This is a genomic window from Pseudomonas sp. 18058, assembly GCF_902706155.1.
Taxonomy (GTDB): Bacteria; Pseudomonadota; Gammaproteobacteria; order Pseudomonadales; family Pseudomonadaceae; genus Aquipseudomonas; species Aquipseudomonas rustica.
Window position 1 is genome coordinate 99,986 of record NZ_CACSJY010000004.1, and the last position, 13,939, is coordinate 113,924.

At 59.5% G+C, this 13,939-nt stretch carries 11 protein-coding genes and 2 pseudogenes; 6 read left to right on the forward strand and 7 right to left on the reverse strand.

The features are described from left to right. Window positions 1-83: 83 nt before the first annotated feature. Both GVL50_RS03645 and GVL50_RS03650 read left to right on the forward strand, forming a co-directional pair. On the forward strand, window positions 84-1,133 hold the full coding sequence (locus tag GVL50_RS03645; RefSeq protein WP_159811786.1) for an acyltransferase: 1,050 nt from the start codon (window positions 84-86) through the stop codon (window positions 1,131-1,133). Window positions 1,134-1,247: 114 nt separating this feature from the next. After that, entirely contained in the window at window positions 1,248-2,150 is a 903-nt protein-coding gene (locus GVL50_RS03650; protein ID WP_053120153.1) for a bestrophin family protein, read from the forward strand. 7 nt (window positions 2,151-2,157) lie between these two features. On the opposite strand, the gene GVL50_RS03655 is transcribed toward GVL50_RS03650, so the two are convergent. Continuing rightward, entirely contained in the window at window positions 2,158-3,177 is a 1,020-nt protein-coding gene (locus GVL50_RS03655; RefSeq protein ID WP_159811787.1) for a LacI family DNA-binding transcriptional regulator, read from the reverse strand. Between the two features lie 187 nt (window positions 3,178-3,364). Between GVL50_RS03655 and GVL50_RS03660 the strand changes: the two genes are divergently transcribed. The 3 genes from GVL50_RS03660 (at window position 3,365) to GVL50_RS03670 (ending at window position 6,932) form a co-directional block, all read left to right on the forward strand. Then, entirely contained in the window at window positions 3,365-4,558 is a 1,194-nt protein-coding gene (locus GVL50_RS03660; protein ID WP_159811788.1) for a Gfo/Idh/MocA family protein, read from the forward strand. Between the two features lie 19 nt (window positions 4,559-4,577). Continuing rightward, window positions 4,578-5,630 (forward strand): sugar phosphate isomerase/epimerase, encoded by a 1,053-nt coding sequence (locus GVL50_RS03665; RefSeq protein ID WP_159811842.1) that lies wholly within the window; start codon window positions 4,578-4,580, stop codon window positions 5,628-5,630. A gap of 69 nt (window positions 5,631-5,699) precedes the next feature. Then, window positions 5,700-6,932, forward strand: coding sequence for a nucleoside permease (locus tag GVL50_RS03670; RefSeq protein WP_159811843.1), 1,233 nt, complete (start codon window positions 5,700-5,702; stop codon window positions 6,930-6,932). Window positions 6,933-6,968: 36 nt separating this feature from the next. Here the strand turns inward: GVL50_RS03670 and GVL50_RS03675 are convergent, their stop codons facing one another. Continuing rightward, window positions 6,969-7,217 (reverse strand): MarR family winged helix-turn-helix transcriptional regulator, encoded by a 249-nt coding sequence (locus tag GVL50_RS03675; protein ID WP_282352033.1) that lies wholly within the window; start codon window positions 7,215-7,217, stop codon window positions 6,969-6,971. Next, window positions 7,217-7,363 (reverse strand): annotated as a pseudogene (locus tag GVL50_RS03680) (LysR family transcriptional regulator); the annotation flags it as partial. The pseudogene GVL50_RS03680 and the gene GVL50_RS03675, both read right to left, overlap by 1 nt. 154 nt (window positions 7,364-7,517) lie before the next feature. Here GVL50_RS03680 and GVL50_RS03685 point away from each other — a divergent pair. Next, window positions 7,518-8,642, forward strand: coding sequence for a sensor histidine kinase (locus tag GVL50_RS03685; RefSeq protein WP_159811789.1), 1,125 nt, complete (start codon window positions 7,518-7,520; stop codon window positions 8,640-8,642). A gap of 24 nt (window positions 8,643-8,666) precedes the next feature. On the opposite strand, the gene GVL50_RS03690 is transcribed toward GVL50_RS03685, so the two are convergent. From GVL50_RS03690 to GVL50_RS03705, 4 genes and pseudogenes are all read right to left on the reverse strand, one after another. Continuing rightward, window positions 8,667-10,019: a cytochrome c gene (locus GVL50_RS03690; RefSeq protein ID WP_159811790.1), complete on the reverse strand. Its 1,353-nt coding sequence runs from the start codon at window positions 10,017-10,019 to the stop codon at window positions 8,667-8,669. A 17-nt stretch (window positions 10,020-10,036) separates the two neighbouring features. Next, entirely contained in the window at window positions 10,037-12,289 is a 2,253-nt protein-coding gene (locus GVL50_RS03695; RefSeq protein ID WP_159811791.1) for a xanthine dehydrogenase family protein molybdopterin-binding subunit, read from the reverse strand. After that, a complete protein-coding gene (locus GVL50_RS03700) occupies window positions 12,289-12,744 on the reverse strand; it encodes a (2Fe-2S)-binding protein (protein ID WP_053120137.1) in 456 nt (151 codons plus the stop codon). The genes GVL50_RS03695 and GVL50_RS03700 overlap by 1 nt, the downstream gene beginning before the upstream one ends. 88 nt (window positions 12,745-12,832) lie before the next feature. After that, window positions 12,833-13,745, reverse strand: a pseudogene (locus GVL50_RS03705) (AraC family transcriptional regulator N-terminal domain-containing protein). Between the last annotated feature and the right edge of the window lie 194 nt (window positions 13,746-13,939).

The following is a 13,939-nucleotide window of genomic DNA, read 5'->3' on the forward strand; positions in this document are numbered from 1 at the left end:
TTCAATCGCTTTCGCCTGGGGTCACGTTTGAGTGACCAGAGTCGTCAGTTTCAATCAGCGCGAAAAAGTCTGGAGCGCCCTATATGAACAACCGACGGCTGCAGGAACTGGATTTGCTGCGCTTCCTCGCCGCTATCGCCGTCGTGATTTTTCACTATGCGTTTCGCGGCTATGCTAAAGGCGACATGTCGACGATGCCCTATCCCTGGTTGGCCGAGCCTGCCAAATACGGTTATCTGGGCGTCGAACTTTTTTTCATGATCAGCGGATTTGTCATCCTGATGACCGCGTCGAGCAACAACCTCAGCGTATTTTTCATATCCCGCGTCGTGCGCCTCTGCCCGGCGTTCTGGGTGTGCTGCACGCTGACCTTTTTGTTCACGTTAGCCATCGGCCAGCCACGCTTCTCGGCCGATCTTTACCAATACTTGATCAACATGGCCTTTCTGAGCGAGATGCTGAATGTAGAACCGATCGATGGGGTGTACTGGTCGCTGTTTGTAGAAATAAAGTTCTACCTGATGATTTCCGTCCTGTTGAGCGTGAAGAAAATAGACAAAATCGAACCGTTCCTCGTGGCCTGGCTGCTGGTTTCTGCAACAGCGGAAATACTGGTGTTGGAAAAGCTACGCTCGCTATTGATCACTGATTACGCCGCCTACCTCATCGCCGGAGCCACGTTCTACCTGGCGTGGGTCAAAGGCTTTAACACAACCCGGGTTCTACTCTTGCTGGGCGCGTTGGCGTTAGCCTGCTTTACCGCGATGGTGTGGGCCGAATCGATCGAATCCAAATACTCAACTGAATACAACCCGCTGATCGTATGCGGTCTGATCGGCCTGTTTTTCATCCTGTTCTACTTGATCACGACCAACCGAACGACTGCGATCAGTCCGCGCAACTGGACGGTGTTGGGTGCGCTGACGTATCCGCTTTACCTGCTCCATCAAATGATCGGCTTCATGATCTTCAACATCGCTTACCCGGCGGTGAACCCGCACCTGCTGTTCTGGGGCACCATCATCCTGATGATTGCCGCGTCCTGGTTCATCAACAAGAAAATCGAAACGCCGATTGCCCGCTTCATCAAAAGATACCTTTCAATCTCCTTCAAACGTGTCAGAGCCGATTAGCCGGCTTCCTGCACCCCTATCTATCATGCCCCCCGCCGCCCTCATCGAACCTTGCAGCGAAAACACCGTCCGAGCTAAAGCATCACTGCTTCCCGCTCGCCACGAGGTTTCCGTTTGAAAGCTGCCATCGTCAAAAAATACCGTTTGATCATCAAGACCCTGGGCTATGTCGGCTGGGCCTTGTTCTGGCTGTTGTTGTGGGACATCGCCGTCACGGTCGACTTCATGCTGTTTCTCAACGCCAAGCTGAATTTGCCGCTGATGCCCCTGACGTTATTGGGTTCGGCATTGATCGTGCTGATCAGTTTTCGTAACAGCAGCGCTTACAACCGCTGGTGGGAAGCGCGGACGCTGTGGGGTTCGATGATCAACAGTTCGCGCAGTTTTGCCCGGCAGGTGCTGACGTTGCTGGATGATCCCGGCACCGAGGTGAATCCGGTCAAGTCGACGTTGCTGCGTCGTCACGTTGCTTACGTGAATTGCTTGGCGGCGCATCTGCAAGGTTTGCCTTGCCCTGAGGAAGTCCGGGCGTTTATTCCCGCTGATGAGTTTGCGCGCAGCGGCACCACCAATAACTTCGCCAACGACATTCTCACCGGCTCCGCTGCGTTGTTGGCGCGGGAATACAAGGCCGGGCGTCTGGACAGCATTCGTCTGGCGCGGCTGGAATCGACGCTGGTGGATCTATCGAACAGTCAGGGCGGTATGGAGCGGATCGCGAATACGCCGCTGCCCTACCCTTATGTGTATTTTCCGCGCCTGTTTATCTCGCTGTTCTGCCTGATCGTGCCAGTGGGCCTAGTGGAGTCGCTGGGCTGGTTTACGCCGCTGGCCTCTACCGTGGTCGGGTTTATGTTGCTGGCGATCGAGCGCATCGGCACCGATCTGCAAAGCCCGTTTCGCCACAGCGAGCATCAGATTCAGATGGAAGCGCTGTGCGAAACCATCGAGAAAAACCTGCAGTCGATGCAGCGCGATTCGTTGGGCGACGTGCGCCGGCACGGTGAAATTGCTTGAAGCTTGCTTAAAGCGACTGGGCTTTGCTATCCGCGCAAGGGCCTGAACTGGCGCGGCCGGTGAATTTGAACGGCAGCACGACGTGGCGCTTGGGCAGCGGTTTCTTATCGATCAGCATGATCAGCATTTGCACGGCTTTCTCACCGAACGCCTCAGCGGGTTGCGAGATGGTCGTCAGGGGTGGATCGCAGTAGGCGGCCATCGGAATATCGTCGAAGCCCACCAGTGAAATATCCTCAGGCACGCGCAAACCCGCTTGCTTGATGCGTTTCAAGGCACCGATGGCCATCTCGTCGTTTTCACAGAAAAGCGCAGTTGGCTTCGTGGCCATCGAGAGCATTGTCGAAGCGCCAACGAACCCGGCATTCAGAGTGAAGTCGCCATGGCAGACCAATTCCTCGTCGTAACCGATTCCGGCTTCGCGCAAAGCGGCCTGATAGCCGGCCAGTCGGTCGCGTGTCAGAGGACTGCTTCTTGAGCCTTTGATCAGTCCGATCCGCTGATGTCCCAGCGCGATAAGGTGTTGCGTCATTGCCTTGGCGGCCGCGAAATTATCCAGGCTGATGGTGGCGTGACGCCCGTCACTGATGACTTCGCAGGCATTAACGATCGGCGGCAGATCCGCGCTCGACGCCGCGGTATCAAAGGGATCAAACGCGCGCAGTTGAATCACGCCGTCCGCCTGGTGGGCATATACCAGTTCGGCGAATTGACGTTCAACGGCTTCTTGCCCTTGAGTATCGCAAAGCAGCAGACGATACCCGGCCGCCTGCGCTGCCTTCTGCGCCCCACTGATCACCCGTGCGAAAAATGTATTGGCGATTGCCGGAACGAGGATCACCAGGTTGCCGGTTTTTCGCGAGCGAAACTGCACGGCCATCAGGTTCGGTCGGTAGTTGGCTTGTTCGACGGCGGCGTTGACCTTGTCGCGGGTTTCGGGGAGCACCCTTTCCGGTGATTTCAGTGTTCTGGACACCGTTGCCACGGATACACCTGCCAGTCGAGCAACCTCACGGATATTTGACACAAACGCCTCGCGTGTTCGGAAGTTCGAGAGCGGCAGCTTACCGCACGTCGCGACAGGCGGAAATGTCCACTCCACATCGTCGCAGGATTTGACACTGCCGGAATTGAAGCCTAAATTTCCGGGCAGATGTAACCGGTTACATCACCATTCAAGCATAGTGAACAATTACCCCACCGAGACGAGTGACATGAGTTCAGCAGGTCGAAAAATAAGAATGGGTTTTGTCGGCGGCGGTGAAGGCGCCTTCATTGCTCAGGCGCATCGGCAGGCGGCACGCCTGGATGGCCAGTTCGAGCTGGTCTGTGGTGCCTTCAGTCGCACGCCTGAAAATAACCAGCGCACCGCCGCTGCATTGGGTGTGCCTGCCCAGCGCTGCTATGACACCTGGCAGGCAATGCTCGACGCCGAAAGTGTGCTTGCGCCTGAGCAGCGCATGGAATTGCTGGTGATCGTCACGCCAAACCATCTGCATGCACCGATTGCCAGTAAAGCGCTGCGCGCCGGTTTCCATGTGTTCAGTGAAAAACCTGCTGCGCTGGATCTTGCTGAACTGCAGTCGCTCCGACACGACGTCATCCACAGCGATCGAATCTACGGGCTGGCTCACACCTACCTCGGCTATGCGATGGTCTGGCAGGCCCGCGAAATGGTACGCAGCGGTGTGATCGGCCGCCTGCGCAAGGTGCTGGTCGAATATCCTCAAGGCTGGCTCAGCGAAGATGTCTCCGGACGCGGCAATAAACAGGCGGACTGGCGAGACGACCCCGCGCAGTCCGGCATCGGTGGCTGCATCGGTGATATCGGCACTCACGCCTTCTCTCTCGCGGAGTTTGTCGCCGACCAGAAAATTCAACACGTCAGCGCAATGCTCAGCGCTCACTTCGATAACCGTCAGTTGGATGACGACGCCTCGATGCTGTTCAAAATGGCCGATGGCGCCAGCGGTGTATTGATCGCCAGCCAGGTCTGCGCGGGAGAGGAAAACCCGTTGAAGATCCGCCTCTACGGTGACAAAGGCGGGCTGGAGTGGCGTCAGGAAGACCCGGCCAGCCTGATCCATCGCTCGATTGACCAGCCGATCCGCCTGTTGCGCTCAGGCGTCGGGCAACCCTGGTTGTGCGCCGACGCCTTATCGCGGATGCGCCTGCCCGCCGGGCATCCGGAGGGTTATCTCGAAGCCATGGCCAATCTTTATCGCGCACTGGCGCAATCGATTTTGCACAAAGTGCCAGGCCACGATGCGCCGGGCGTTCCCGGAATCAACGTTGGTTTACGCGGCATGGCGTTCATCGAGACGGCCATCGCCAACCATCGGGATGACGCCAAGTGGAGCGAAATCCCCGATACCTACACCGCAGGAGAATCCTCAGATGAACGCTGAGTTGCGACAGACCAAAGGCATGCGCGGGCCAGGTATTTTTCTCGCCCAGTTCATGTCCAGCGAGAGCCCGTTCCATACGTTATCCGAGATCGCGCAATGGGCGGCCTCCCAAGGCTACAAGGCGATCCAGATACCGACCCTCGGCACGCAATTCATCGACCTTGAGCGAGCAGCCGAGAGTCAGGATTACTGCGACGAACTCATCGCCACCTGTGCGCGAGCGGGCGTGGTCATCAGCGAACTGTCGACGCACCTGCAAGGCCAGTTGGTCGCCGTGCATCCCGCATTCGACGCCGTCTTCGACGACTTCGCCCCTGAACATTTACGCGGCCAGCCTAAGGCTCGCACAGAGTGGGCAATTTCCCAGCTCAAACTCGCCGCCCGTGCCAGTCAGCGCTTGGGCCTGACGGCTCACGCGACATTCTCCGGCGCCTTGCTCTGGCCGTTTCTGTACCCGTGGCCACAACGCCCGGCCGGGCTTGTCGATGAGGGGTTTGCCGAGCTGGCGCGGCGCTGGTTACCGATCCTCGATTGCTTTGAAGCAGCGGGCGTTGATCTCTGCTACGAGATCCATCCTGGGGAAGATCTGCACGACGGCGCCTCGTTCGAACGCTTTCTCGAAGCGGTGAATCATCACCCGCGCGCGGCGATTCTCTACGATCCAAGCCATCTGCTTTTACAACAAATGGACTACTTGGGTTTCATCGATCGCTATCACGAGCGCATCCGCATGTTCCACGTCAAGGATGCCGAGTTCCGTCCCGACGCCCGCTCCGGCGTGTACGGCGGGTATCAGGGCTGGATGGATCGGCCCGGCAGATTCAGATCGCTGGGCGACGGCCAGATCGATTTCAAGTCGATCTTCAGCAAATTGACCCAATACGATTTCAGCGGCTGGGCCGTGCTGGAATGGGAATGCTGCCTGAAGGACGCCGCCCAGGGCGCCGCAGAAGGCGCGGCATTCATTGAGCAACACATGATCAAGAAGACCGACAAGGCTTTCGACGATTTCGCCCGTGTGACGGCCGATCAGCAATCCAACCGACGACTGCTCGGCCTGGGCGATGACTGACGCCACAGCGGCTGGCCACTAACGTCTATCCAATAACGTCTATCCAATAAGAATAATAGGGTGACTGACATGTCTGGAATTAACGCGCGACTGAGCGCGATGATGTTTCTGCAATTTTTTATCTGGGGTGGCTGGTTCGTCACCCTCGGGACGTTCCTCACCACGACACTGGCTGCCAGCGGCGGTCAGGTGGGCATGGCCTTCTCCACGCAATCGTGGGGAGCGATTTTCGCCCCGTTCGTGATTGGCCTGATTGCTGACCGCTTTTTCAACGCGGAACGCATTCTGGCGGTGCTGCATCTACTGGGCGCGGCCCTGCTCTACCAGCTCTATCTCGCTGATGATTTCAGCGCGTTTTACCCTTACGTCCTCGCCTACATGATGGTCTATATGCCGACCCTGGCATTGGTCAATGCCGTCGCGTTCAGGCAAATGAAAGATCCCGCGCTGGAGTTTTCGCGGATTCGCGTTTGGGGAACGATCGGCTGGATTATCGCCGGGCTGGTGATCAGCTTCGGCTTTGCCTGGGACTCTCAACAGGCCATCGCGGACGGAGCGCTGCGCAACACGTTTCTGATGTCCGCCGTCGCCTCGTTGATCCTTGGTGTCTACAGCTTCACTTTGCCCGCGACCGCGCCGCTCGAGCACGGTGAAAATACCGGTGGGCTCAAACAGCTGCTGGGGGTGGAGGCTCTAGGTTTGCTGAAGGATCGAGGCTACCTGATCTTCTTCATCGCCTCGATTCTGATCTGTATTCCTCTGGCGTTTTACTACCAGAACGCCAATCCGTTTCTGTCCGAAATCGGTGTCGAAAACCCCACCGCAAAAATGGCCATCGGGCAGGTGTCCGAAGTGCTTTTCATGTTGCTGCTGCCGCTGTTTATCCATCGTTTCGGCATCAAAATCGCACTGTTGATCGGGATGTCGGCGTGGGCGTTGCGATATTTGCTGTTCGCCTATGGCAGTAACGGTGATCAAGCCATGATGCTGCTGGCCGGCATCGCCTTGCACGGCGTCTGCTATGACTTCTTTTTCGTCTCAGGGCAAATCTACACCGACGCCAAAGCCTCAGAGCGCTTTCGCAGTTCCGCCCAGGGACTCATTACACTGGCCACCTACGGCTTTGGCATGCTGATCGGATTCTGGGTAGCGGGTCAGGTGACCGACCACTTTTCGACAGCGGGCGTTCACGACTGGCGAAGCATCTGGCTGTTTCCGGCAGCCTTCGCCATCGCGGTGTTTATTTTGTTCTGGCTGACGTTCACCGGGCGGAACGAGCGCGATATGAAACCTGCGATATAAGTGCGACCCGCCGATCGCTGCGTGTGCCAGCGGTGGTCAGACTTGATCGTCACTCGGGTCATAACTGTTCACATTGGGCACCTGCAGATGCAGGCGCCCAAGCAAGTCAACGAGCGTGTCGACCTCGCCCGGGGTCAATCCGCTGAGCAGACGCGACTCGCGCTCCAGTGCCACTTTAAGCACACGGTCATGCAGCTCCTTGCCGCTGGCCGTCAATCGCACGGTGTAACGCCGCGCGTCCTTGGGATCCAGCTGACTGGTGATCCGCCCCGCCTGCACCAGCAATTGAAATGCTCGCGCAAGCGCCCGAGTGCCGAGCTGGTCGCCGACTGCCCGAGATGTAATCGCTCAGCTGCGCGGCTGACGCTGCACTCACTTAACAAGGCGTCCAGCGCCACTAAAAGATTCAGATCGAGTCGTCGATAGCGCATGGAACAGTTCCTGGAAAAGTAGCAGGATCAAACCCGACTGATGGATGCTGCGATCGGAGTGCGCAGTGTCGGACGAAAGTGAGCATACTGGATCGTTCATGCTGTGAAACGAACGCTCGGCGACTTTTCATAAGCCCTCACCAGTATTCCCGACATGCGCCTCCCCGATTTCATCATTGAACATATCGAGCCTATTCTTCAGGCGTGGGAGGATTTCGCCAGAACCATCGAGACGCCCGGCGCGGCGCTGGATCGTGAAGCCTTGCGCGATCATGCCGGCCAGATGCTCGAAGCCATCGTTATAGATCTACGCACCCAACAGACACGCTCGGAACAAATCGCAAAATCTCTGGGGCATGGACCCAGCAGCGCTGAAGAGACGCCGGCCGAAACCCACGCCGTCACACGGTTGATGGCGGGGTTTACCATCGATCAGATGGTCTCGGAATACCGGGCGTTGAGAACCAGCGTGCTCAATCAGTGGATGGTCAAAGTGAAGTCCGGCACGCCCTTCGATGCTGACGACATGAACCGCTTCCACGAAGCCATCGATCAGGCGCTCGCCGAATCCATTGCCAGTTATTCAAGAGCCGTGGACGCGTCGCGCAATATCTTTCTCGGCATCCTCGGCCATGATTTGCGCACACCGCTAGGTGCAATTCTGCTGGGTGCGGACAGCCTGCGCCGGTCAGCCGATGTCGGAGAACGCGGTACCCGACTGGCGAACCAGATTTTCACCAGCGTGAGACGCGCGAATCAGATTGTGGACGACTTGCTGGACTTGACCCGTTGCCAGATGGGGCCAGGCATTCCTGTTAAAAAGGTGGCGTTGGATCTAGCGCCGCTGTGTGAACGCATCGTCGATGAAATACGAGCGTTTCACCCTGACGCCAACGTTGTTTTCACGGCGAAAGCACCGGTTGCAGGCAAATTTGATGGGCCGCGCATGGAGCAGGTGTTCTCCAACATCATCGGCAACGCTGTCCAGCATGGCGATATTCAGACACCCATTGAAGTGCAGCTGGCAGTCTCTGATCGCTCGGCAATCTTTACCGTGCACAACCGCGGAGAGCCTATTGCCGAGGATGTACTGCCGTTTATTTTCAATCCCATGGGGCGTTTTTCGCAACGCTCGGTCGTTGATCACCCGCCTTCAGAGGGGCTGGGTCTGGGGCTGTTCATAGCTTCCGAGATCGTCGCATCACATCAAGGAACAATCGAGGTTGTCTCCAACACCGAGCACGGCACCACTTTTTTGGTGAAGGTGCCGCTGGCCTGACGGCGAGTTCTACGTTTGACTCCTCTAGCGCATGTGCAAAATGATCGGGCTGCTGCTGGCTGGATCAGTGTGTTCACGCAGCTTGCCAACGGCTTGTGCATCAACAGCGCTGGCCTGATTGCCCCATGTGCTGCGCATGAATGTCAGCACTTCGGCGATCTGCTGATCCGACAACTGCTCACGGAATGCCGGCATGCGGTAGGCGTCCGGTACACCGGCAGCGACGATGCGCTGCGAGCCGTTCAAGGTGATGTTGATTGCCGAGGCGCTCTCTTTGGCCAGTGCAGAAGTGGCGCCTGCCAGCGGCGGCATCCATTGCGCTTGCCCCTTGCCGTCGAGGCCGTGGCACGAGGCACAGCGCGTGACGTAGGTGTGACCACCCGGAGAATCCAGACGCGTCGCTGCCGAAACTGCCTGGTATTGCCATGGCTGGCCGTCGCGCTGCGGGTCGCCAGGCAACGATTTGAGATAGCGGGCGATGGCCGTCAGATCTTCGTCGCTCATGAACTGCGTGGAGTTGTTGAACGCCTCGGTCATTGAGCCGTAGACCACCGCGTGGCGATTGCGACCGGTTTTGAGGAACTGGACGATTTCCGCCTCGCTCCATCGGCCCAGCCCGGTGTTGTGGTCATCACGCAGACTCGGCGCGTACCAGCCGTCCAGCAAGGCGCCCGCGAGGAACGGCGCAGCGGAATCATCCAGCGCCTTTTCGTTGAACGCCAGACCGCGAGGCGTATGGCAACTGCCGCAGTGGCCGGCACCCTGCACCAGGTAAGCGCCGCGATTCCACACTTCATCTTGCGACGAGTTGGGTTCGTAGGATCCGCTGTCGACAAACACACCGTTCCACACGGCAATCGGCCAGCGCAGGTTCAGCGGCCAGGGAATCGTGCTCGGGATGTTCGCTTGTTTGACCGGCGCCACACCTTTCATGAAAAACGCATACAGCGCACGCACATCGTTGTCACTGAGCTTGGCGTACGACGGATAAGGCATCGCCGGGTACAAACGGCGACTGTCAGGTGCCACGCCGTGACGCACGGCACGGTCGAAATCGGCCAGGCTGTAACGACCAATCCCGGTTTGAGGATCCGGGGTGATGTTGGTCGCGTGAATCGCGCCCAGCGGCGTGGCCATCTCCAGACCACCGGCGAACGGTGCTGCGCCCGGCACGCTGTGGCAAGCCACGCAATCGCTGAGCCTGGCGACGTATTCGCCCCGAGCCAGCAGCGCCGGTTCGACGTCGGCGGCAGTGATCGTGTGATCTTCAAAAGGCGAGACGGGCTCGCGGGTGACATACCAGGCCAGCAGGCCTGCCGCGACCAGGCACGGCACTGCCAGCCAGCCAGCGGTTCTTGCGAATCGGCTGTTATTCATGGACGCTCCGGAGCTGATCAAGTGAAGGTGTGTCGGCTCATGGGCAGGCTGCGAACCCGTTGCCCGGTCAGGGTTGCCACTGCGTTCGCCACGGCTGGCGCGACGGCGGGCAGTGGCGGTTCACCGATGCCGCCCATTTTTTCCCCGCTCTCGACAACACGCACATGCACCCGCGCCATCCGCGCAGGCGGCAGGATCGGGTACAAATCGTAGTTGCGCGCGCGTGGTTTGCCATCCAGCCAAACGGCCTCTTCCACCAGTGTCTGCGATAACCCCAACGCCACGGCACCATTGACCTGCGCCTCGACAATCGCCGGATTGACGATGCTGCCCGGGTCAATCGCCTGCCAGATGTCATGCACTTTGACCTGGCCGTTTTCGATCGACACCTCGGCGATTACCGCCGTGTGCGTTCCGAACGGCGAAGCCATTGCCACGCCTCGCGCACGGCGGCTGCCATCCTCGGCGGTAAACGGGCCGCGCTTCCAGCCACCCGATAACTCACCTGCCGCTTGCAGCAAGGTGGTCAAACGTTTGTTGTCGCGCAGCAAATGCAGGCGCAGTTCGAACGGATCCTTGCCGCCCTTATCAGCCAGTCCATCAAGGAACGATTCGTAGAAGAAGTCGTTGAGGGAATTGCCCACGGAACGCCAATAACCGAGCATCGCCGGGCCTTTGACGTAGATTTGCGCGATGCGCTTGTTGGCGATTGCATAGGATTTGCCCGACAACCCCTCAAGCGCGGTGGGGTCGAGTTTTTCGCCCTGCTTGCCAGCGAGGGCCTCGGTCGGGCCTTCGGTGGCACTGATCGCCTCGATTGCCAGCGGCCAGCCGTCCTTGTCCAGCGCGGCGCGGAAATTCACCGCCGCAACGGGGCGGAGCACGTCACGCAGAAACTCTTCCTCGCGACTCCAGATCAGTTTGACCGGGCGACCCACCGCTTTGGCCAACTCGATCGCCTGCGGATAAGGACTGGCGGAATCGTAGAGAAAATGCCGACCGAAGAAGCCCCCCAGCAGCGGCGAATGCAAGGTGATGCGCGACGGATCCAGACCGGTGCGCTTGGCGATGTCCGCGCGGAACATGTCCGGCGCCTGATTGGGCAGCCAGACCTCCAGCGAACCGTCCGGATTGAATCTGGCCAGCGCCGAGGGCGGCTCCAACTGACCGTGGTTGAGGTATTGATTGTGGTAAGTGGCGTCGATCCGCGTCTTGGCCTCGTTGAGATTCCCCGCCACGTCGCCTTCATGTTCATCATCTTTGGCGGGGCTTTTATCTTCAGCGAGGCGCTTGAGCCAGGCATCGCTGGAAAAGTCGGCGGGCATCGGCCGGACTTTGCTGTCGGCTGATGGTTCTTGCCAGTCGACCTGAATCGCCTCGACCGCGCGTTTCGCGTGCCACCAGCGCTCGGCAACAACCGCCACGGCGCCCGGCAGACGGTGCACGGAATGCACGCCTTGCATCGCCTTGACCTGCTCTTCGTTGCGCAGCTTGCCCACCGTCATGCCCAAACGCGGCGCATGCTGAACGGCGGCGTGCAGCATGTCGTCGACCTTCAGATCGATGCAGTACACAGCCTTGCCCGTGGACTTGTCATAGGCATCAAGGCGCTTCACCGGTTTGCCGATCCAGCGGAACTGGCTCGGATCTCGTAGTGTTATTGAGGCGGGATCGGGAACCGGCAGATCCATCGCACGCTCGGCCAATTCGCCGTAGGTCAACGACCGGCCCGACGCGGCATGCAGGACTTTACCGGGTTCGGTCGTCAGCTCGCCGACCGGCACGCCGAGTTTTTCCGCGCCGGCCTGCAACAGCATGGCGCGGGCCAGTGCGCCGAGGCGGCGCATCACCGGGTAACTCATGCGCACCGACATGCTGCCGCCGGTGATGCGCATGCCGTTCTCCAAAACCACGTAGGCTTCACCGGGCGGTGCGGCTTCGACGAGGAAGGTCGCCGGGTCGGCATCGAGTTCTTCACCGACAATTTGCGCCATCGCGGTGAACGTGCCCTGCCCGCCTTCCATAAAGGGGCACAGCAGACGCACGCGGTTGTCCGGGCGAATTTCCAGAAACGCCGGGACCTGCGTGCCACGCGCGGCAGTCGCCGCAGCCGTTGCGGCCTGCACGCGGGTCGAACCGAGCGGCAGACCGAAGCCAAGCACCAACGCACCGACGGCGGTACCGGTCAGAAAACGTCGGCGCGAGACATTGATCGGCTCGTGCAGCGCGAACGCGGATGCCTCACTGGACGGATCGATCCGGATGCTCATCAGGCGTCCCTCTTGCCGGCCAGCTCATGCACGGCGGCATGAATGGCGTTGTAGGTGCCGCAGCGGCACAGATTGACCATCGCCGCGTCGATTTGCGCGTCACTTGGCTGCGGGTTTTGCTTGAGCAACGCCGTGGCGGCCATGACCTGCCCCGACTGACAGTAACCACACTGGGCCACCTGGAGATCGACCCAGGTCGAGACCACCCGTTTGCCGACTTCGTCAGCCTCGATGGCTTCAATGGTGGTGATTTCGCGGCCGACCACGCCGGCCACCGGCGTCACGCACGAACGCACCACATTGCCGTCGACCAGCACGGAACAGGCGCCGCACTGCGCCAGTCCGCAGCCGTACTTGGTGCCGGTCATGCCGAGGTCATCGCGGATCACCCACAGCAAGGGCGTATCGGCGTCGGCATCGACCTGATAGGTCTTCTGGTTGATTCGTAATTCCATGGCTCACCCGCTCTATCATCGGTTGACGTGCATTGTTATGAACGGTGACGCGCGGCGAGGCGCATCCCCGGTAAAGCGTGTCTGTGGTTTAGCTTGCCGCTTCTGCTTCGATTGGTTGCCCGCGCAGCAGCGCCATGTCGCGACTGGGCGCGGTACCGAACAGGCGGCCATATTCACGGCTGAACTGCGAAGGACTTTCATAACCGACCGCAAACGCCGCGCGCGAAACGTCCAGGCGCTCGACCAGCATCAGCCGACGCGCCTCGTTGAGCCGCAGCCACTTCTGGTACTGCAGCGGGCTCATGCCGGTCAGTTGGCGGAAATGCAGGTGAAAAGTCGGCGCACTCATCTGCACGCGTGCGGCCAGATCGTCGATGCGCAGTGCAACGGTGTAGTTGAGTTTCAGCCAGTCGATGGCTTTGGCGATGCGATAGCCCTGACCATCCACCGCAGTGATCTGCCGCAGGCGTGAACCTTGATCGGTATTGAGGAGCCGGTAATGGATTTCGCGCAGGATCAGCGGCGCCAGCACCGGGATCGCCTCGGGTTCATCAAGCAGGGCCAACAGCCGATCAAGCGCGCCTTCCAGCGCCGAGGACACATTGCCAATGCCGGCGCCGGTGCCTGTGGATGGCTGCCGCTTGGCGGGCAAGCCACTTTTGGTGATGACCTCGGCGAGCATGCCGATGTCCAGTTTCAACACCAGACCGACACAGGGCTGCTCAGGGCTGGCGAGCAGCACTTCGGAGTTGGCGGGTAAATCCAGCGACGTGACCAGAAACCGCGAAGGGTCGTAACGATAACCCTCCCCTCCGACCCACAAGCGTTTCTCGCCACGGCCGACCAGAATCAGGCTCGGTTCGATCATGCACACGGCAGGGCTGGTCGCGGCGAAACAGCGACAGCCCGGGTATGCAGGTCGCGAAGTCACCGGCTGCGCTGATGCGCGGGTCAATTTGCAACGCTAACGGCGATTCATGGCGATGGGGGGTGTGGATCATGGTCGGTCACTCCTGTTGACCGAACTGTAGTCCGCGCAACCGAGCTTTCCTATCCACAACCCTGCATCCTCAGAGGATCAGGCAAGCATTCAAGAGGAATGCACTAGAGCAGCGGCGGATCGACCGGGAGAATGTGTCGAACTGTTACAGGGGCATGCCCTTGCAGGCATCCATCGCTTCAACCCCTGCGCATC

Coding starts and splice junctions, on each gene's coding strand:
- GVL50_RS03665 (WP_159811842.1), top strand. CDS start 4,578: ATGCGCGGGCCAGGTATTTTTCTCGCCCAGTTCATGTCCAGCGAGAGC.
- GVL50_RS03670 (WP_159811843.1), top strand. CDS start 5,700: ATGTCTGGAATTAACGCGCGACTGAGCGCGATGATGTTTCTGCAATTT.
- GVL50_RS03660 (WP_159811788.1), top strand. CDS start 3,365: ATGAGTTCAGCAGGTCGAAAAATAAGAATGGGTTTTGTCGGCGGCGGT.
- GVL50_RS03645 (WP_159811786.1), top strand. CDS start 84: ATGAACAACCGACGGCTGCAGGAACTGGATTTGCTGCGCTTCCTCGCC.
- GVL50_RS03700 (WP_053120137.1), bottom strand. CDS start 12,744: ATGGAATTACGAATCAACCAGAAGACCTATCAGGTCGATGCCGACGCC.
- GVL50_RS03690 (WP_159811790.1), bottom strand. CDS start 10,019: ATGAATAACAGCCGATTCGCAAGAACCGCTGGCTGGCTGGCAGTGCCG.
- GVL50_RS03695 (WP_159811791.1), bottom strand. CDS start 12,289: ATGAGCATCCGGATCGATCCGTCCAGTGAGGCATCCGCGTTCGCGCTG.
- GVL50_RS03685 (WP_159811789.1), top strand. CDS start 7,518: ATGCGCCTCCCCGATTTCATCATTGAACATATCGAGCCTATTCTTCAG.